The 18,464-nt window shown below is 71.9% G+C and carries 20 protein-coding genes and 1 riboswitch; of the genes, 7 read left to right on the top strand and 13 right to left on the bottom strand.

The window, feature by feature from the left end:
* Nucleotide 1: 1 nt before the first annotated feature.
* Both AC1DWC_RS12350 and AC1DWC_RS12355 read right to left on the bottom strand, forming a co-directional pair.
* Nucleotides 2–133 carry a hypothetical protein gene (locus AC1DWC_RS12350; RefSeq protein WP_477908394.1) on the bottom strand — a complete coding sequence of 44 codons (132 nt, stop codon included), beginning with the start codon at nt 131–133 and terminating at the stop codon, nt 2–4.
* Nucleotides 134–146: 13 nt separating this feature from the next.
* Nucleotides 147–1,544, bottom strand: a complete 1,398-nt coding sequence (locus tag AC1DWC_RS12355) for an amino acid permease (protein ID WP_477908396.1) — start codon at nt 1,542–1,544, stop codon at nt 147–149.
* Nucleotides 1,545–1,709: 165 nt separating this feature from the next.
* A riboswitch (SAM riboswitch) is annotated at nt 1,710–1,829 on the top strand.
* 160 nt (nt 1,830–1,989) lie between these two features.
* On the opposite strand from AC1DWC_RS12355, the gene AC1DWC_RS12360 reads away from it, so the two are divergent.
* The 3 genes from AC1DWC_RS12360 to metX (AC1DWC_RS12370) all read left to right on the top strand — a co-directional run bounded on the left by AC1DWC_RS12360 (nt 1,990) and on the right by metX (AC1DWC_RS12370) (nt 5,811).
* The gene (locus tag AC1DWC_RS12360) at nt 1,990–3,300 is read left to right on the top strand and encodes a bifunctional o-acetylhomoserine/o-acetylserine sulfhydrylase (protein ID WP_477908398.1); all 1,311 of its coding nucleotides are present in this window, start codon (nt 1,990–1,992) and stop codon (nt 3,298–3,300) included.
* Between the two features lie 41 nt (nt 3,301–3,341).
* A complete protein-coding gene (metX, locus tag AC1DWC_RS12365; RefSeq protein ID WP_477908431.1) occupies nt 3,342–4,463 on the top strand; it encodes a homoserine O-acetyltransferase MetX in 1,122 nt (373 codons plus the stop codon).
* A gap of 169 nt (nt 4,464–4,632) precedes the next feature.
* Nucleotides 4,633–5,811 (top strand): homoserine O-acetyltransferase MetX, encoded by a 1,179-nt coding sequence (gene metX, locus AC1DWC_RS12370; RefSeq protein ID WP_477908433.1) that lies wholly within the window; start codon nt 4,633–4,635, stop codon nt 5,809–5,811.
* 97 nt (nt 5,812–5,908) lie between these two features.
* Here metX (AC1DWC_RS12370) and AC1DWC_RS12375 read toward each other — a convergent pair whose 3' ends face one another.
* Entirely contained in the window at nt 5,909–6,217 is a 309-nt protein-coding gene (locus tag AC1DWC_RS12375; protein ID WP_072843716.1) for a DUF3017 domain-containing protein, read from the bottom strand.
* A gap of 5 nt (nt 6,218–6,222) precedes the next feature.
* Complete coding sequence (locus tag AC1DWC_RS12380) at nt 6,223–7,083, bottom strand: bifunctional methylenetetrahydrofolate dehydrogenase/methenyltetrahydrofolate cyclohydrolase (RefSeq protein WP_477908401.1); 861 nt, start codon at nt 7,081–7,083, stop codon at nt 6,223–6,225.
* Between the two features lie 31 nt (nt 7,084–7,114).
* On the opposite strand from AC1DWC_RS12380, the gene AC1DWC_RS12385 reads away from it, so the two are divergent.
* Nucleotides 7,115–7,636, top strand: coding sequence for a GNAT family N-acetyltransferase (locus tag AC1DWC_RS12385; RefSeq protein WP_477842808.1), 522 nt, complete (start codon nt 7,115–7,117; stop codon nt 7,634–7,636).
* Nucleotides 7,637–7,784: 148 nt separating this feature from the next.
* Here the strand turns inward: AC1DWC_RS12385 and AC1DWC_RS12390 are convergent, their stop codons facing one another.
* Together AC1DWC_RS12390 and AC1DWC_RS12395 are read right to left on the bottom strand one after the other, a co-directional pair.
* Nucleotides 7,785–8,390: a pentapeptide repeat-containing protein gene (locus AC1DWC_RS12390; protein WP_477908403.1), complete on the bottom strand. Its 606-nt coding sequence runs from the start codon at nt 8,388–8,390 to the stop codon at nt 7,785–7,787.
* A gap of 114 nt (nt 8,391–8,504) precedes the next feature.
* Nucleotides 8,505–9,545: an NAD(P)-dependent alcohol dehydrogenase gene (locus tag AC1DWC_RS12395; protein ID WP_477908435.1), complete on the bottom strand. Its 1,041-nt coding sequence runs from the start codon at nt 9,543–9,545 to the stop codon at nt 8,505–8,507.
* Nucleotides 9,546–9,743: 198 nt separating this feature from the next.
* Between AC1DWC_RS12395 and AC1DWC_RS12400 the strand changes: the two genes are divergently transcribed.
* Nucleotides 9,744–10,208, top strand: a complete 465-nt coding sequence (locus AC1DWC_RS12400) for a tRNA (cytidine(34)-2'-O)-methyltransferase (protein WP_072843722.1) — start codon at nt 9,744–9,746, stop codon at nt 10,206–10,208.
* Nucleotides 10,209–10,243: 35 nt separating this feature from the next.
* Here the strand turns inward: AC1DWC_RS12400 and AC1DWC_RS12405 are convergent, their stop codons facing one another.
* Nucleotides 10,244–11,131, bottom strand: a complete 888-nt coding sequence (locus AC1DWC_RS12405; protein ID WP_477842816.1) for a LysR family transcriptional regulator — start codon at nt 11,129–11,131, stop codon at nt 10,244–10,246.
* A gap of 92 nt (nt 11,132–11,223) precedes the next feature.
* Here AC1DWC_RS12405 and AC1DWC_RS12410 point away from each other — a divergent pair, with 92 nt between their 5' ends.
* Entirely contained in the window at nt 11,224–12,357 is a 1,134-nt protein-coding gene (locus AC1DWC_RS12410) for an SLAC1 family transporter (protein WP_477908405.1), read from the top strand.
* On the opposite strand, the gene AC1DWC_RS12415 is transcribed toward AC1DWC_RS12410, so the two are convergent.
* The 4 genes from AC1DWC_RS12415 to AC1DWC_RS12430 all read right to left on the bottom strand — a co-directional run bounded on the left by AC1DWC_RS12415 (nt 12,354) and on the right by AC1DWC_RS12430 (nt 14,897).
* Complete coding sequence (locus tag AC1DWC_RS12415; protein ID WP_477842820.1) at nt 12,354–13,472, bottom strand: DUF7159 family protein; 1,119 nt, start codon at nt 13,470–13,472, stop codon at nt 12,354–12,356. The two genes, AC1DWC_RS12410 and AC1DWC_RS12415, sit on opposite strands and share 4 nt — an antisense overlap.
* A 113-nt stretch (nt 13,473–13,585) precedes the next feature.
* Nucleotides 13,586–13,975 carry a DUF302 domain-containing protein gene (locus AC1DWC_RS12420; protein WP_477908407.1) on the bottom strand — a complete coding sequence of 130 codons (390 nt, stop codon included), beginning with the start codon at nt 13,973–13,975 and terminating at the stop codon, nt 13,586–13,588.
* A gap of 50 nt (nt 13,976–14,025) precedes the next feature.
* Nucleotides 14,026–14,631: a class I SAM-dependent methyltransferase gene (locus tag AC1DWC_RS12425; protein ID WP_477908409.1), complete on the bottom strand. Its 606-nt coding sequence runs from the start codon at nt 14,629–14,631 to the stop codon at nt 14,026–14,028.
* On the bottom strand, nt 14,628–14,897 hold the full coding sequence (locus AC1DWC_RS12430) for a metal-sensitive transcriptional regulator (RefSeq protein WP_072843816.1): 270 nt from the start codon (nt 14,895–14,897) through the stop codon (nt 14,628–14,630). The genes AC1DWC_RS12425 and AC1DWC_RS12430 overlap by 4 nt, the downstream gene beginning before the upstream one ends.
* Nucleotides 14,898–15,063: 166 nt before the next feature.
* Between AC1DWC_RS12430 and AC1DWC_RS12435 the strand changes: the two genes are divergently transcribed.
* A complete protein-coding gene (locus AC1DWC_RS12435; protein ID WP_477908411.1) occupies nt 15,064–15,525 on the top strand; it encodes a hypothetical protein in 462 nt (153 codons plus the stop codon).
* A gap of 41 nt (nt 15,526–15,566) precedes the next feature.
* Here AC1DWC_RS12435 and AC1DWC_RS12440 read toward each other — a convergent pair whose 3' ends face one another.
* Both AC1DWC_RS12440 and AC1DWC_RS12445 read right to left on the bottom strand, forming a co-directional pair.
* A complete protein-coding gene (locus AC1DWC_RS12440) occupies nt 15,567–17,717 on the bottom strand; it encodes an MMPL family transporter (protein WP_477908413.1) in 2,151 nt (716 codons plus the stop codon).
* A gap of 259 nt (nt 17,718–17,976) precedes the next feature.
* On the bottom strand, nt 17,977–18,464 hold a 488-nt coding region (locus tag AC1DWC_RS12445), incomplete at its 5' end, for an OB-fold nucleic acid binding domain-containing protein (protein WP_477908415.1).

The raw sequence follows: 18,464 nt of genomic DNA on the forward strand, positions 1-18,464 counted from the left end.
CTCAGCCGAGCCCGCTCACCGCCTCGGCGCTGTCGAGCAGTGCGCCGGACGCCGCCACCTGCACGGCCGCCTCGATCTCCGGGGCCAGGTACCGGGCCGGGCCGGCGACCCGCCGCCGGATCGTCGCCCGCACCGCGGTTCCGCGGTCAGGCCAGCGGCACCGGTTCCGGCTCGTCCTCCTGCGCCGCCGGCCGCCGCGCCACGAAGACTCGGTAGGCGACGGTCAGCAGCGCCAACCACACCAGGCCGACGACCAGCGCCACCCGGGTGTCGGCGACCACCGCCAGCACCGCGACCACGAACAGCAGGAAGCCGAATGCCGCCCACTGCCCGTACGGCCAGAACGGCACCGGGAACCGCAGCGCGGCCACCTCGTCCTCGCTCATCTGCTTCCGCGACGCGTACTGCGCGAGCAGGATCATCAGCCAGACGAAGATGGTCGCGAAGGTGGCGATCGACGCGATGACCAGGAACACCCGGTCCGGGATCAGGTAGTTGAGCAGGACCGCCAGCAACAGCGCGCCGGTCATCACCACGACGGTCATCCACGGCACCCCGCTGCGCGAGACCCGCTTCATCACCGCCGGCGCCTGGCCGCGCTGGGCCATCCCGTACATCATTCGGCCGGCGCCGAAGACGTCGCTGTTGATCGCCGAGAGCGCTGCCGTGATCACCACGATGTTGAGGACCGTCGCGGCCGGACCGATCCCGAGCCCGGAGAAGATCTCCACGAACGGGCTGCCCTCCGAGCCGATCTCCTGCCACGGGTTCAGCGCCATGATCACGGCGAGGGTGAGCACGTAGAACAGCACGATCCGGACCGGCACGGTGTTGACCGCCCGCGGGATGGTGTGCGCGGGGTCCTCCGCCTCCCCCGCGGTGATGCCGATGATCTCGGTGCCGCCGAAGGCGAACATCACGATCGCGAAGGAGGCCACGAAGCCGCCGAACCCGGTGGCGAAGAAGCCGCCGTCGGTCCACAGGTTGCTCACCCCGACGCTGGTGTCGTGGACGCCGAAGCCGAAGATCAGGATGGCTGCACCGCCGACGATCATCGCGACGATGGCGGTCACCTTGACCAGGGTGAACCAGAACTCCATCTCACCGAACACGCGGACGCTGAGCAGGTTCATCGCGCCGATGAAGAACACGATGGCCAGGACCCAGATCCACCGGGGCACGTCCGGGAACCAGAAGCCCATGTAGATGCCGAACGCGGTCACGTCCGCCAGACAGACGACGATCATCTCGAAGGTGTACGTCCAGCCGGTCACGAAACCGGCCAGCGGCCCCAGGTGCTTGCTGGCGTACTCGCCGAACGACCCCGACACCGGGTTGCTCACCGCCATCTCGCCGAGCGCCCGCAGCACGATGTACACCGCGGCGCCGCCGATCAGGTACGCGAGCAGCACGGACGGGCCGGCCTTCTCGATCGCCTCCGCGGAGCCGTAGAACAGCCCGGTCCCGATGGCGGATCCCAGTGCGATGAATCGGATGTGACGCGCGGTGAGACCCCGGGTCAGCGCCCCTGCGGCGGCTTTCACGATCGGTTCTCCCCAAGGTGGTGGGCGAATCACAGGCGGGCGAACTCGCGCCCGGTGGGCGCGTGTCGCGGAGTGAATACGGGCGGCCAGCACTTTAGTCCTGTAACGCCGGTCACTGACGCCCGGCTGACCGCCCCGTACCCGGTGGCGCTACGATCGGCGGCAGGTCAAGAGTTCCAGCGTCAAGCCCCGGCTCGCTGGTCGGCAACCCTCCATCCGCGGTGGGGTGCCCCGGGTGAAGACCTGGTTGTTCGAAGCAGAAGTGTCGGATGACAAGCGCGGGTCCGTCGGGACGGACCCACAGACCGGGCCACGACCCACCGGAGGTTCACCGTGTGTTGCTCTCGCTGACAGTCCCCATGTGTCCATCGGCGCACCGATCGCGCCTGGTCCAGGCGCACTGACCGCGCCGACCTCCCCCATCTTCTCCTGGAGCAGAGCCCACATGAGCGAGAACACCACCACCCCCGACCCGACCTCGGCCTGGAGCTTCGAGACCAAGCAGATCCATGCCGGTGCGTCCGCCGACAGCAACACCAACGCCCGCGCGCTGCCGATCTACCAGACCACGTCGTACACCTTCGACAACACCGACCACGCCGCGGCGCTGTTCGGACTGGCGGAGCCGGGCAACATCTACACCCGGATCATGAACCCGACGCAGGATGCCGTCGAGCAGCGGATCGCGGCGCTCGAGGGCGGCGTGGCCGCGCTGCTGCTCTCCTCCGGGCAGGCCGCCGCCACCACGGCGCTGCTGAACATCGCCGAGTCGGGCGACCACATCGTCTCCAGCCCGCGGCTCTACGGCGGCACCTACAACCTGTTCCGCTACACCCTGCCGAAGCTCGGCGTCACCGTGAGCTTCGTCGAGGATCCCGACGACCTCGACCAGTGGCGTGCGGCGATCCAGCCGAACACCAAGGCCTTCTTCGGCGAGACCATCTCCAACCCGATGAACGACGTGCTCGACGTCCCGGGCATCGCGGCGGTCGCACACGAGAACGGCCTCCCGCTGATCGTCGACAACACCGTCGCGTCGCCCTACCTGCTGCAGCCGCTCGCGCACGGCGCCGACATCGTGGTGCACTCGGCGACGAAGTACCTCGGCGGGCACGGCACCGCCATCGCCGGCGTCATCGTCGACGGCGGCAACTTCGACTGGACCCAGGGCCGGCACACCAACTTCACCACCCCGGACCCCAGCTACCACGGTGTGGTGTTCGCCGACCTCGGCGCGCCCGCCTTTGCGCTCAAGGCACGGGTGCAGTTGCTGCGCGACATGGGCCCGGCGGTGTCGCCGTTCAACGCGTTCCTGATCGGCCAGGGGCTCGAGACCCTGAGCCTGCGGATGGAGCGGCACGTGGCCAACGCGCAGCGGGTCGCCGAGTTCCTGCAGGACCGGCCGGAGGTCACCTCGGTCGCCTACGCCGGGCTGGCGTCCTCGCGCTGGCACGAGCGGGCACAGCAGCTCGCCCCGCGCGGCCCGGGCGCCATCGTGGCGTTCGAGCTGGCCGGCGGGATCGACGCGGGCAAGAAGTTCGTCGATGCCCTTTCCCTGCACAGCCACGTCGCTAACATCGGCGACGTGCGTTCCCTCGTCATCCACCCCGCATCCACCACCCACTCGCAGCTGAGCCCCGAGGAGCAGCTGGCAGCGGGCGTCACGCCGGGCCTGGTCCGGCTCGCGGTGGGCATCGAGGGAATCGACGACATCCTGGCCGACCTCGAGACCGGCTTCGAGGCGGCGACATCTTGACCGTCAGCTCCTTTTCAGGCGCCCGTTCGGGGCGGCAGGCTCTGGCCTTCCCCGCCCCGGACGGACGCCTGACAAGCGTCGACATCGGCGAGCTGAAGCTCGAGAACGGCGCCGTGCTGCCCGAGGTGACACTGGCCCTGCAGGCATGGGGGGTGCCCAACGCCGCGCGCGACAACGTGGTGCTGGTCGAACACGCACTCACCGGCGACTCGCATGTCACCGGACCCGCCGGTCCGTCCCACCCCTCCCCCGGCTGGTGGGACGGCATGGTCGGACCGGGCGCCCCGCTCGACACCGACGAGTGGTGCGTCCTCGCCACCAACGTGCTCGGCGGCTGCCGGGGTAGCACCGGGCCGACGACGCTCGCACCGGACGGCCGTCGGTGGGGGTCCCGCTTCCCGGAGACGTCCATCCGTGACCAGGTGGCCGCCGAGGTGGCGCTCGCCGACGTGCTCGGCATCGAGCGGTTCGCGTCCGTCATCGGCGGCTCGATGGGCGGCATGCGGACCCTCGAGTGGGCCGTCGGCCATCCCGACCGGGTGGCGTCCGCGCTGATCCTTGCGGTCGGTGCCCGCGCGACCGCCGACCAGATCGGCACCCAGACCACCCAGATCGCGGCCATCACGAGCGATCCCGACTGGCAGGGCGGCGACTACCACGACACCGGCCGGGTCCCCCGGGCCGGATTGCGCATCGCGCGCCGGATCGCGCACCTGACCTACCGCACCGAGCACGAGCTCGACACCCGGTTCGGCAACGTCGCACAGCCCGGCGAGGACCCGTGGCACGGCGGCCGCTACGCGGTCCAGAGCTACCTCGAGCACCAGGCCGACAAGCTCGTGGCACGCTTCGATCCGGCCACGTACGTCCTGCTCACCGAGGCGATGAACCGGCACGACGTGGGCCGGGGGCGCGGCGGCATCGACGCCGCGCTGGCCGGGTGCACCGTCCCGGTCATCGTCGGCGGCGTCGACTCGGACCGGCTCTACCCTCTGCGCCAGCAGGAGGAGCTTGCCGACCACCTCGCCGGCTGCGAGGGCCTGCGGGTGGTGAACTCCAAGGACGGTCACGACGGCTTCCTGACCGAGGCCGAGTGGGTCACGAACCTGCTCGGCGAGACCATGACGCTGGCCCGTGCCGGTCGCCACGGCCCCGCCGGCTAACTCCCGACCATCCCCGCAACACCCGTCTCACCCGGTTACCAGAATTTGCTGGACGGTCGGCCAGAATTGGCTGATTGCGCCTCCACCGACGTACCGGGTCACTACCATCGGCCCGGTGCGCTCAACTGTGATTCAACCCAGCTCTACGCCCGCCTCGCCGCAGACCGAGGTGGCAACGCCCCCGACCGGGCGTGACGACGTCGCGGCGTCCGCGGCCGGTGCCCGGGCCTTCGCGCCGTTCCCCCCGTCGGACGGAAGCCTGACCAGTATCGACATCGGTGCGCTACAGCTCGAGAGTGGTGCGGTGCTGCCGGACGTGACCATCGCGATGCAGTGCTGGGGCACCCCGAGCCCGAATCTGGACAACATCGTGCTGATCGAGCACGCGCTGACTGGTGACTCGCACGTCACCGGCCCGGCCGGTCCCGACCACGTCACCGCCGGGTGGTGGAACGGCATGGTCGGTCCGGGTGCGCCGATCGACACCGACGAGTGGTGCGTGCTCGTCACCAACGTGCTCGGCAGCTGCCGCGGAACGACCGGACCGAGCACGCCCGCACCGGACGGACAGATCTGGGGATCGCGTTTCCCCGCGATCTCCATCCGCGATCAGGTCGAGGCGGAGCGCGTGCTGGCGGACACCCTGGGGATCGCACAGTTCGCGACCGTCATCGGCGGCTCGTTGGGCGGCATGCGCACCCTCGAATGGATGATCGGCCACCCCGACCGGATCCGCTCGGCGCTGCTCCTCGCGGTCAGTCCCCGCGCGACCGCGGACCAGATCGGCGGCCACACCGCCCAGATCGACGTCATCGCCGCGGACCCGAACTGGCACGGCGGCGACTACTACGGCACCGGCGTCTCGCCCGACAACGGCCTGAACATCGCCCGCCGGTTCGCCCACCTGACCTACCGCGGCGCGGCGGCCATGGACGACCAGTTCGCGAATACCGCGCAGGATGGCGAGGACATCTGGAACGGCGGCCGCTACGCGGTCCAGAGCTACCTCGAGTACCACGCGAACAAGCTGGTGTCGACGTTCGACGCCGGCTCCTTCGTTGCCCTCACCCACTGCGCCAACAAGCACGACGTCGGTCGCGGCCGCGGCGGCATCGAAGCTGCCCTGCGGTCGACCCCGGTCCCGGTGGTCGTCGGCGCCATCGACTCGGACCGGATCATCCCGCTGCACCAGGCCCAGGCCATGGCGGAGCTGCTGCCGGGTTGCGACGGTATTCGGGTGGTGCACTCGCCGGCCGGGCACGACGGCTTCCTCACCGAGGTCGAGTGGGTCACCGAGCTGATGGGCGAGACCCTGGCGCTGGCCAGGGTCGGACGCACCGCCCCGTAAACGACGAGGTGCCGCCGGTGCTGCCGCCGCCACGGCGGCAGCACCGGAACGCCTTCGGCTGCTCGTCCAGGCGCGCAACCGGCGACTCAGGCGCGGCTCAGCCGGTGCCCAGGGGGTCGATCGAGACCGACAACCACACGATCGCGACACCGACCGTCGTCATCGCGGCCACGTCGAAGCGCTGACCACGCACCGCCAGCACCCCGACGTCCTCGGGCGCCAGGCACAACCGGAAGCCCGCCGCGACCAGCGTCGCGAGCCCGAAGACGAAGGCGCCTCGGCGCCACCGGTCGGCCAGCACGAACACGGCGGCGACCAGCACCACGGCGAGCACCGCCAGCAACGGCAGGTTCCGGCGGGCGAGCCGGAGCCAGCCGTTGGTGGTCGACGACCGGGCAGCGGTCACGTGGACTACGCCGAACCGGCCGCGAGCTGCTCCGCGCGCTCGACGACATTGCTCAGCAGGAACGCCCGGGTCAGGGGGCCGACACCACCGGGGTTCGGGGACAGGAAGCCCGCGACCTCCCGGACGTCGTCGGCGACGTCGCCGCGCAGGCCCTCCGCGGTGCGGCTGACGCCCACGTCGATCACCGCGGCGCCCGGCCTGACCATGTCCGCGGTGATCAGACCGGCCACGCCGGCGGCGGCGACGACGATGTCGGCGCGCCGCACCTCGGCGGCCAGGTCCTTGGTCCCGGTGTGGCAGAGGGTGACGGTCGCGTTCTCGCTGCGACGGGTCAGCAGCAGCCCGATCGGGCGGCCGATGGTGACGCCGCGGCCGACGACGGTGACGTGGGCACCGTCGATCGGCACGTTGTAGCGACGCAGCAGGTGCACGACACCGCGCGGGGTGCAGGGCAGCGTCGCCTCCTTGCCGAGCACGAGGCGGCCGAGGTTGACCGGGTGCAGGCCGTCGGCGTCCTTGTCGGGGTCGATGCGCTCGAGCGCGGCGTTCTCGTCGAGGTGCTTGGGCAGCGGCAGCTGCACGATGTACCCGGTGCACTCGGGATTGGCGTTGAGCTCGTCGATGGTGGCCTCGAGCTCGGCCTGGGTCACGTCCGCGGGCAGGTCGCGCCGGATCGAGGTGATCCCGACCTTCTCGCAGTCGCTGTGCTTGCCGCGCACGTAGGACGCCGATCCGGGATCGTCACCCACCAGCACGGTGCCCAGTCCGGGGGTGATCCCCCGGGCACGCAGGGCGTCGACCCTGGCCTTCAGGTCGATGAAGATCTCGTCGCGGGTTGCCTTGCCATCCAGGATCGTCGCAGTCACGACCGCCATTGTTTCAGGTAAGACTGAGAGCATGGCACCGACTCCGAAAGTTGCCCCAGAACTGCACGGCCCGCGGGTCCTGTTGACGCCGCTGCGACCCGAGCACCGCGCCCGGCTGCGCGAGATCCACCGGCAGCCCGAGGTGCGCAAGTGGTGGCAGATGCCCGACGACGACTGGCCGGAGGTGCAGGAGCCGGACACCGTCAAGTACACGGTGCTCGAGGATGATCAGGTCGTCGGGTTCGCCCAGTGGTACTTCGAGCCGGACCCGGACTACCGGCACGCCGGCCTGGACCTGTTCCTCGCCCCCGAGACCCAGGGCCGCGGTCTCGGCACCGAGGTGGTGCGGGTGCTGTGCGCACACCTGATCGACGACCACCGCTACCACCGGCTGGTCATCGACCCGAAGGCCGCCAACACCCCCGCGATCGCCTGCTACCGCAAGGTCGGGTTCAAGGACGTCGGGGTGATGCGGGAGTACGAGATGAACCACGACGGCAGCTGGGCCGACGGCCTGCTGATGGACCTGCTGGCGCGCGAGTTCGTGCGCTGACCGGCCAGGTTCGTCAGCCTTCGGGGTAGAGCACCGGATTCAGCTCAGCCCAGGTCCGTCCGGCCGCGAGTGTGGTCAACTCGCCGAACCGACGGACCTGGTTGCCACCGCGACCCGGGACACCGCGGTCGCGGCGGATCGATAGCCGCTAGGGCTCGACGACCAGGCCCAGCGCGGACGCCATCGCGATCGCCTGCGTCATCTCGATCTTCGCCTGGTCCAGCTTTGCGCTGGTCCACAGGGCGGCGTCGACGCGCGCGCCGCGCAGGTCCGCCCCCTCGAGCCGCAGGCCCGCGGTGCGGGCACCGTTCAGGTCCGCCGACTGCAGCACCGCCTTGCGCAGGTCCGCCTCCACCAGGTTCGCCTCGCGCAGCCGACAGTCGGTCAGGTCCGCCCCACGCAGGTCCGCACGGCCGAGGGAAGCCAGCGTGAAGTCCACGTCCTCGAACACGATGGGCCGCAGCCGGCAGTCCACGAAGCTCGAGCCGAGCAGGGTCGAGGACCGGAAGGTGCTGTGCCAGAGCCTGGTCCGGGTGAACGTGCAGGACCGGAATGCGCTCGCCTCGTGGTGCGAGCCGGTCAGGTCGGCGCCGGTGAAGTCGCAGTCGGTGAAGACCACCCGCTCGGTGCGCAGCTCGCTCAGGTCGGCGTCGCGGAAATTGCAGCCGGTGTAGTGCCGGTCCTGCCAGTGCTGGCGCGGCAGCCGCGCGTCCGAGTAGTCCTCGCCGACGATCTGCTCGGGTTCCTGTGCCATGCCCCGATCCTGCCTGGCAGCGTCCAGGCCGACGAGCACCGGTGGCCGATACCGGCTCGGGCGACGTCTGCTAATCCCCTTCCGGCGGCACCGAGGCGGGATCTACGGCTCCGCTCAAGGCACGATGACCGCCCGGCCGCGCAACGTGCCGGCGGCGAGTCGGCGGTATGCCTCGACCCCGTCGTCGAGGGTGAACCGCTCGACGGCGATCTCGAGGACCCCCTGGTGAGCGAGGTCGACCAGCTCGATGAGCTCGCTACGCGAACCCCAGTACGGGGACGCGACGTTCGTCTCGAATGCCCCGGTGTGGAAGCCGACACGGGCCGCGGACTTCCCGTCGCCGAGCCCGACGATGGTGACGTCCGACCCGACCCCGGCGACGGCGGTCGCGACGTCGAGCGTCGGTTGAATCCCCACGAAGTCGAGGACAAGGGCAGCACCTGCGGGTCCGGTGATCTTCCGGACGTTCGCCGCGGCGTCGGCATCCGAGAGCACCGCCTCGTGCGCGCCGACCTCGCGCGCGAACTGCAGCTTCTCCTCGCTGACGTCCAGCGCGATGACACGCGCGGGAGACAGATGACGCAGCAGCTGGATCCCGACGTGCCCCAATCCCCCGGTGCCGATCACGACCGCACTGGAACCGGCACGCAGTTTGCCGAGCGACCGTTTGATCGCGTGGTACGGGGTGAGTCCGGCGTCGGTCAGCGGGACGGTGGTGACGGGGTCGAGGTCGCCGATCGGCACCAGATGCCGCGGCGAGTCGACGACCATGTACTCGGCGATCGCTCCCGGCGCGCCCAGACCCGGCGGGGAGATACCGAGTTCCTTTGCGCGAGAACAGTAGTTTTCGAGTCCCTGCGCGCAGTGCCAGCACGTCCCGCAGCCCCACGGCCCGTACACCACGACATTCGTGCCGATCTCGAGATCGGTGACCCCGGCGCCGACGGCGGCCACTCGGCCGGCGCCCTCGTGGCCGAGTGTCATCGGCAGGTCGTGGCGGAACTGTTCGGCGGGCAGGCCCATGATGAACTCGTCGGAGTGGCAGACGCCTGCCGCGGTGACCTGCAGCAGGACCTCACCCGGTCCCGGTTCCGGTGTCGGGATCTCGACCAGTTCCGGCTCCGCGCCGATCCTGGTGTACTGGATTGCCTTCATCATCGGGCTCCTTTGACTTGGGCGGGTCCGCCAACGGGGTTCGATCTGTGGTCGAGCATCGCACAACCGGACGGAATCTCGACGGCGCCCGAATGCCGCAAGCCCGTCCCCAGCCGTCACCGTCGGCAGCCGAATTCTGCCGAGCACGCGACCTCTGTGTGAAGGCTGGCGCCGCGCCGGGGCGGGTACAGTCCCGTTGTGTTCCGACTGATGTTCCTCGAGCCCAAGATCCCGCCCAACACGGGCAACGCCATCCGGATGGTCGCCGGCACGGGCTGCGAGCTGCACCTGGTCGGGCCGCTCGGCTTCGACCTGTCCGAGCCGAAACTGCGTCGCGCCGGCCTCGACTACCACGACCTCGCCTCGGTGACGGTGCACGAGAACCTCGACGCGGCCTGGACCGCGCTGGCGCCGGAGCGGGTGTTCGCGTTCACCGCGCACGCGGAGACCTCGTTCGCGGACGTCGCCTACCTGCCCGGCGACGTGCTGCTCTTCGGTCCCGAGCCCACCGGGCTGCCGGAGGAGGTGCTGGCCGACCCGCACGTCACCACCCAGCTGCGGATCCCGATGATCCCGGGCCGGCGCTCGCTCAACCTGTCCAACGCGGCCGCGGTCGCGGTCTACGAGGCCTGGCGCCAGCACGGGTTCGCGGGCGGCGTCTGAGACCCGGCCCGGCACCGGTCAGTCCCGCACCTCGCTCACCCCGCCGCGATGTCGAGGAAGTCGCGGGCCGGGCCGCGCAGTTCGCGGCCGGCGGACCACACCGCGAGCAGCCGCCGGGGCAGCCGCAGCCCGTCGACCTCGACGGCGACCAGCCGCCCGTCGGTCAGGTCCGCGGCCACCGCCAGCGACGACACCACCGCGGGCGCGTTGCCCGCGACCACGGCTGCCTTGACGGCGGTGCACGAGGTCAGCTCGAGCAGCGGGTCCACGCAGTCGGGTATCGCCTGCTCCAGGGTCGTGCGGGTGCCGGACCCGAACTCGCGCTGGATCAGCGGGGTGCGGGCCAGCTCGGCCGGGGCGATCGGCCCGGACCGCGACCACGGGTGTCCCGGCGGCACGATCACCACGAGCTCGTCCCGGGCGACCTCCCGCGAGTCCAGCCCGACCGGTACCTCCGGACCCTCGACGAACCCGAGGTCGGCGTCCCCCGCGAGCACCTGCGTGGCGACGTCGGCGGAGTTCAGCAACCGCACCGAGGTGACCACCGTCGGGTTCTTGCGGCGCATGGTCACCGTCCAACCCGGCACCAGGTACTCGGCGATCGTCATGCTGGCCGCGACGGTCAGGTTCGCCTCGCGTTCGCCCCGCAGGGCCGAGATGCCCGACGCCAGGTGCTCGGCGGCGGTCAGCGTGCCGCTGGCCCACTCGAGCACCAGCCCACCCTCGTAGGTGGGGGTCACGCCGGTGGGCGCGCGGTCGAAGACCCTGATCCCGAGCTGACGTTCGGCGGAACGGACCCGCGCGCTGACCGCCTGCTGACTGAGCCCGTGCTCGCGACCGGCGGCGCCCATGCTGCCCAGCCGCGCGACGGACACCAGCACATCGAGGGCGGCGAGTTCGGGGACTCGGGGCGAGAGCGGCATCACACCAGGATAATCCGTCACAAGCAGAAATTGTGAGCGCGCAACGACAAGGCCTCTACCTGGCACGACGCGGATCAAGCAGGCTTGAGGCCATGCTCACCACCGCCGCCGCGGCCCCCGCCCGCCTCCCCGCGCCCCAGTCGGCGCCCGCGCTGGCCCGGCTCACCCCGAACTGGTTCGCCGTGGTGATGGGCACCGGGATCATCGCGGTGGGCGCGGCGGCGCTGCCGGTGGACCTGCCGGGTCGCCGGGTCGTCGCGCACGCGTTCTGGCTGCTCGCCGTCGCGGAACTGACGGTGCTCACCGTCGCGTTCGCCACGCTGTGGCTGCGGCACCGCGAGCACGCCCTCGGCCACGCCCGCAATCCGGGCACCGCGCCGTTCTTCGGCGCCGTGTCGATGGGCATCCTCACCGTCGGCGCCGGCACCCTCGGGGCCGGGGCGGACCTGATCGGCGTTCGGCCGGCCGCGGCGATCGCGCTGGCCCTGTGGGTGGTCGGCACGGTCGTCGGCGTGACGGTGGCGGTGCTCATCCCGCCGCGCATGGTGGCGGGCACCCCGACGCCTGCCTGGCTGATGCCGGTGGTGCCGCCGATGGTCTCCGCCGCGACCGGGGCCGCGTTGATCGGGCACCTGCCGGCCGGGCAGGCGCGACTGGCCATGCTGATCGCCTGCTACGCCCTGTTCTCGGCGACCCTGGTCGCCGCGGCCACGGTGATGGTGGCGGTGGTCGGCCACGCGCGTCGGAACGGACTGCCCGCGCTGCAGGCCATGCCGACCGTGTGGATCCCGTTGGGCGTGATCGGCCAGTCGGTGGCCGCGGCGAACCTGCTGGGCCGGGCCTCCGCCGACGCGGTCGGCCCCGACACGGCCGCCGCACTGCACGCGTTCGGGGTCGGGTACGGCACGGTGGTCGGCGGCGCCGGGGTGCTCGCGTTCGGCTACGCCTGCCTGCTGACCGCCCGCGCCCTCGCCCGCGGCCTGCACTTCACCATGACCTGGTGGAGCTTCACGTTCCCGATCGGCACCTGCGCGGGCGGCGCGGGTGCGCTGGGGATCGCCACCGGTTCCGTTGCCGTCCAGTGGTTGTCGGTGGCCCTGCTGGCCCTGCTGCTCGGCATCTGGGGCGTGGTGGCCGCGCACACCGCACGCGGGCTGTGGACCGGGACGCTGCTGGGAGCGGCCGGCAACGCCGCCGCGCCCGCCGCCGCTCCCGTCTCGCGCTAGAGCAGCAGTACCGCGGCCCCGGCGAGTAGCAGCACCACGACCACCACCGCCGCGAGGACGACGGGCAGCCTGCGTGAGGCGGACTTGCCGGGCTCGGCCTCGTCGACGTCCGCGGTCGCGTCGTCCGACGCCGCCTCGACGGAGGCCACCGTCGCCGTCGCCACCGGCGGCTCGGCGCCCGCCTCCAGCCCCACCACCTTGCGGCCGGGGATCGCCGCGAACACCTCGGTGACGTCGTAGGACGGCGGCAGCCCGATCGGCCGCTTGGGTTGGACGGCGGGGCTGAAGCCCGCCGCCAGGACCGCGGCACCGAGCGCGGCCGCCTGCTCCGGTCCGGGGCCGACGACGCAGCGCACGCCGAACTTCTGGGTGATCGAGTCGGCCAGGCCGCGCAGGGCGTCGGCGTCCCGGGCGACCAGGCCGTCACCGGTCACCACGACCGCGTCCAGGTTCGACGGCAGCCAGCCGAACGCGCCCAGCGCGCTGGAGAGCTGCGAGGTCGGCGACGAGCCGCTCCCGGCGGGGAACCGGAACGAGCGGCCGACGACGCTGCCCGCACGCACCAGCGTGAGCGTGGCACCCCCGTCGTCGACGTGATAGGTGCCGACCAGCTGACCGGGCCGATCGGCGATCTCCGACGCGAACCAGGCGCTGGTCGCCTCGGCGTCCGAGACCAGCGACACCTGCTGCAGGCCCGCATAGTCCAGCGCCTCACGCAGCTCCGAGACGATCTCGGCGTCCCAGCGCGACGGGTAGGCGGCCACCACGTCCGGGGTGCCGCCGGTGCGTCCCCCGGACGACGGCAGCGGCTCGCACTCACGGAGCAGGCTGCGCAGCGCGCTGGCGACGACGTCCTCGGCCCGGTACCGGGTGCCGTCGCTGCCCGTGACGCCGTCCGGGTCGCCGACTCGCGCGAGGAACCCGGAGACGGTGCTGCTGTGCTCGGCGCCCTCCTCGAGCGGTTCCGCCCCACCGAGGACGGTGCCGCCGTCCGGGTACACGTAGAGCACGGTGTCGCGGGCGATGACCGCCGGGTCCGGGGTGCCCGCGTCGTTCGCCGCGACCACCGTCGTCGACACGATGCTGCCGACCCTGAGCCCAATTCCCACGGACATGCGATTTAACCCCGTTCGGTGACGACCAAATAGCGACGACCGCAGCCGGTGGAGTCGATTCTCCACCGCGCCACGGAGTTACATACTGCTACCCGGCGTTCCGGGGCCGCGGGTCAGCCCGCAAGAGTGGCGATCGCGGAGCGCAACCGGGCGGTCGCGTCGTCGGCCACGGACCGCAGTTCCGGGTCACCGGACACCTGCACCATCAGCTCTGGATTCATCGCCTCCACCACCACGTCGCCGCCGTCCTCGCGGACCACGACGTTGCAGGGCAGCAGCAGGCCGATCTGGCGGTTGACGCCGACCGCGCGGTGCGCGAGCTGCGGGTTGCAGGCCCCGAGGATCAGGTAGCGGCCGATGTCCTCGCCGATCTTGGCCTGCAGCGTGGCCTGCATGTCGATCTCGGTGAGCACCCCGAAGCCCTGCTCCTGCAGCGCCTTACGGGTGCGCTCCACGGTGTCGTCGAAGGGTGCGGTCAGTCGGGTTCCGATGCCCAGTTCCATGATGTCCGTCCTCGGGTCGATGTGGTCTGTGCAGTACGTGCGACGGCGGGTCACCGGTGCGTCGCGAGCCCCCAGCGGGACGCCTCGAGCAGGATGTCGACGGCGACGCCGTCCCCGGCGGGCCGGCAGACGTGCTCGAGCGCGTGCACCCGCAGACCCTCGGCCGCGCTCGCCAGGTCCGCGATGGTCGGCAGGATCGCCGGGTCCGGCGGGCCGCCGACGCCGCGGTGGTAGTTCTCCAGCGAGTGCCCCAGGTAGAGCACGGTGCCGTCGGGGTCCAGCCACTGCGCCGCCCGGGCAACCTGCGCGCGCAGTTCGTCGGTCGGCAGGTGCAGGAAGCTCATCAGCACCAGGTCCACCGGTCCGTCCGGCGTCCACCGCGTGACATCGCCGACCTGCCAGTCGATCCCGCCGTCGGGGTCCGTCGCGCGGGCCTGCTCGATCGCCACCGCCGAGTAGTCGACGCCGGTGACCGTCCACCCCGACCGGCGCAGCCAGCGGGCGTGCCGGCCGTCGCCGCAGGCCAGGTCGACGGCCCGGCCGGGGGTCCGGCCGGCGAGCCGCTGCGTGATCGTCCCGGCCGGATCCTGCCCCCACGGGTCGGGGCGCTCGCGGTACCGGGCGTCCCAGTCGCCCGCGTCCATCGCGGCGCTCACGCCAGCGCGAGGAAGAGCTTCTCGAGCTCCGCCTCGGTCATCGGCGCCTGGTTGTCCCGGCTGGTGCCCTCGAGGCAGTCCCGCAGCCCGGTCGCGACGATCTTGAAGCCGGCCCGGTCGAGGGCGCGGGAGACCGCGGCGAGCTGGGTGACCACGTCCTTGCAGTCGCGGCCGCTCTCGATCATCGAGATGACGCCGGCCAGCTGCCCCTGGGCCCGCCGCAGCCTGTTGAGCACCAGGGCGATGCTCTCCTCGTCTCCGGTCATGCCGACACCTCCGCTTTCATGTAGTTCGTCGAACTTCATCTGGTTCATCGAAACCGACTGTCCCCAGGGTACCCCTCGGGGTATCGTGCGGGCCCATCCTGGCGGCGACGCCACGCCGCGCTCACACTGGAGGCGAGGCCCGCCCCGCACCACCACAGGAGAGATCATGAGCGACCACGGACCCTCGGGCTTCGACCCCGAGAACCTCGACCGCCTGGCCAAGGAGGTGGGCGACGGACTTCGAGACGCCCTCGGGAAGTTCGGCGGCCTGCTCGGCGACGTCGGCTTCGACTTCGGCACGGCCTGGAGCAGCCACTCCGGCGACCGCACCGACCGACGCGGGTGGCCGTCCCCTCGCCCGACCACCACCGGCGACGTCGGAGACGGGGTGTGGGCGATCTACACCGTCACCGCCGACGGCGCCGCGCGCGTCGACGAGGTCTACGCGACCGAACTCGACGCGTTGCGGGCCAACAAGAACAACACCGACCCGAGGCGGCAGGTCCGCTTCCTGCCCTACGGGGTGACGGTCAGCGTCCTCGACGAGGACCGCGACACCGGAAACCAGGGCACCGGGGACCAGGGCGGCGGGGACCGGTCCGACTCCCCCGACCCCGAGCCGACCTGACCCCGGCCACGGCAAGCCGCCGCGGCCGGGGTGGTCGCCCGTCAGCCGTGCGAGAACGAGATCCTCGGCAGCACCCGGTCCAGCCAGCGCGGGGTCCACCACGCCGCCCGGCCGGTCAGCCGCAGCAGCGCCGGCAGCAGCACCAGTCGCACCAGGACCGCGTCGAGCAGCACCGCGACGCCCAGGATGACGCCCATCTCCTTGGGCGGCAGCGGCTCCGCGAGCGCGAAGCTGAAGAACACCCCGACCATGACCGCCGCCGCCGCGAAGATCACCCGGCCCGAGCGCGCCATGCCCTCGATCTGGGCGCCGCGGGCGTCGCCGGTGCGCTCGACGTGCTCCTTGACCGTCGAGAGCAGGAACACCGTGTAGTCCATCGCGATCGCGAAGATCATCGCGAAGAAGAACACCGGGCCCCAGCCGTCCAGGAAGCCCTGCGGGTCGAAGCCGAGCAGCCCGGACAGGTGCCCGTCCTGGAAGATCAGCGTCGCCACGCCGAACGCGGCGGCCGTCGAGAGCAGGCTCACCACCGTGCCCAGGAAGGCGATCACCGGCGCCCGCAGCGCAACCAGCAACAGCGCGAAGCCGAGCACCAGGATCACCGCCATCACGATCGGCAGGTAGTCGTTCAGGGCCTGCTGCAGGTCCAGGTTCTCCGCGGGGGCCCCGCCCACCACGGCGGAGCCGGGCAGGTCGGCGCGCAGCGCGTCCAGCGTGCCGGCCAGCGCGGGATCCGACGGGTCGACGGTCGGGATGGCCTGCAGCAGGACCCGGTCGGTGCCGTCGGCGGCGGGCATCGGCGGGGTGACCGCCGCGATGCCCTCGGTGGCCGACGCGATCCGCGCGGTCTCCTCGGCGTCGGCGGTCGACGCGACGATCTGCAGGGTCCCCGGCACGCCGTCACCCATCCGCTCCTGGACCAGCGCGTAGCCCTGTCGCACCGGGGCGCCCTCCGGGACCACCTGGATGGACGGCATGGCGACCTTCATCCCGAGCACCGGCAGCGCCAGGGCCGCCAGCACCGCGAGCGCGCCGAGCGCCAGGGGCCAGGGCCGCCGGTCGACGACCTTGCCCCAGGCACCGAACCACGGCGAGTGCGCCTGCTGGCGTTTGGCGTACGGCAGTGCGGCGGCGTTGACCTTCTCGCCGAGCTTGCCGAGCACGGCGGGCAGCAACGTCAGGGTCGCGGCGAGCACGAACACCACCGCCAGCATGATGCCGACGGCCATGGTCCGCACGGCGGGCGCCGGCACCAGCAGCACCGCGGACAGGCTCACCAGCACGGTCAGCCCGGACAGCAGCACGGCCTTGCCCGCGGTGTCCATGGTCTCGGCGACCGCCATCCGCCGGCTCGCCCCGCCCCGGAGTGCGTCCCGGAAGCGGACCACCAGGAACAGCGCGTAGTCGATGCCCAGCGCGAGGGCGAACATCATCGCGAAGTTCATGGCCCACACCGAGATCGGGACGATCTCGTTGATCAGCACCAGGGCGCCGGCGGAGGCGACCAGGCCGGCCATGGTCAGCAGCAGCGGCAGGCCGGCGGCCACCAGCGAGCCGAAGGCCAGCACCATGATCGCCAGGGTGACCGGCCAGGAGATCATCTCGGCCTTGATCATCGCGTCGTGGTTGGCGGCGTTGAAGTCGCTCCACAGCGCCGACGCACCGGTCGGGTACACCTCGATGCCGTCGCCGGCAATCTCGGCCAGCGGGTCGGCGAGGTCGGTTGCGGCCCGGACCATCTCGTCCGGGTCTGCGGCCGCGCCGCCGAGCACGACGGCGGTGTGCCCGTCCGGGCTGATGCTGACACCCGGCTGCGGGGGCACCACCGCGGAGATGCGCGCATCGTCGGCGAGCACCCCGGTGACGGCGGCGATCGCGGCCGTCATCTCGGGCGAGTCCACCGCGACCGTGTCCGAGTGCACCACCACCTGCAGCGCGGAGCTGCCGGCGCCGCCGAAGTGCTGCTCCGCGAGCTCGCGGACGGCGACGGACTCGGAGCCGTTGGCCTGCCAGCCGGCGCCGGCCAGCGAGGAGAACACCGACGGCGCGGCGGCGCCGAGCAGCACCACCACGGCGAGCCAGGCGGTGACCACCCAGCGGAAGTGGTCGGACATGGCCGCGCCGAGGCGGGCCAGCGGGCCGCCCACCGGCGGCGCGTGTTCGGGTGCCCCGACGGGGCTGGTGACGGACATCGGTACCTCGCTTGCCTTGGAGACGATCGAAAATACGGGTGGGGGTATATGCGCGTCACACATGTGCCCCGGACGAACCGGGCCCCGCGCTAGCCCCGATACCCCCTTGGGTATTGAGACGCTGGGCGCAACTATACCCATGGGGGTATCAACCCGCGGCTCGCGTGCGCTGTTCCCCCGGCGGCCGGAGTCCCCGCCGGACGCCCGGGCCGGGCGCGGCGACCAGCCCGTCCGGGCCGTCAGCCGGCGCGCCGCCCGGTCATCGGAAGTCCCTCGACTTGCCCGCCGTCCGCAGGTCCATCCGCTGCAACCGGTCCGCGACAACGGTCACCGCGCCCTCCGCGTTCTGCACCCGCCCGCGCACCAACAGCGCCGGCGCGGTGTGCGCGAGGGTGCGGTAGCGGGCCCACAGCCCCACCGAGCAGACCACGTTCACCATCCCCGTCTCGTCCTCGAGGTTGATGAAGGTGACCCCCGCCGCGGTGGCCGGGCGCTGCCGGTGGGTGACCGCGCCGCCGACCAGCACCCGGTCGCCGTCGGGGACCGCCAGCAGGCCGGACGCCGGCACCACCCCCAGCGCGTCGAGCTGGGGGCGCAGGAACTGGGTGGGGTACGAGCCCGGGGAGACGCCGGTGGCCCACACGTCGGCGGCCGCCAACTCCACGTCGCTCATCCCGGGCAGCGTCGGCGCGGTGACCGCCGCCCCCACCCCCGGCAGCCGGTCCGGCCGCTCCCCCGCCGCCGCGC

This window comes from Rhodococcus sp. P4_C10 (assembly GCF_056402135.1).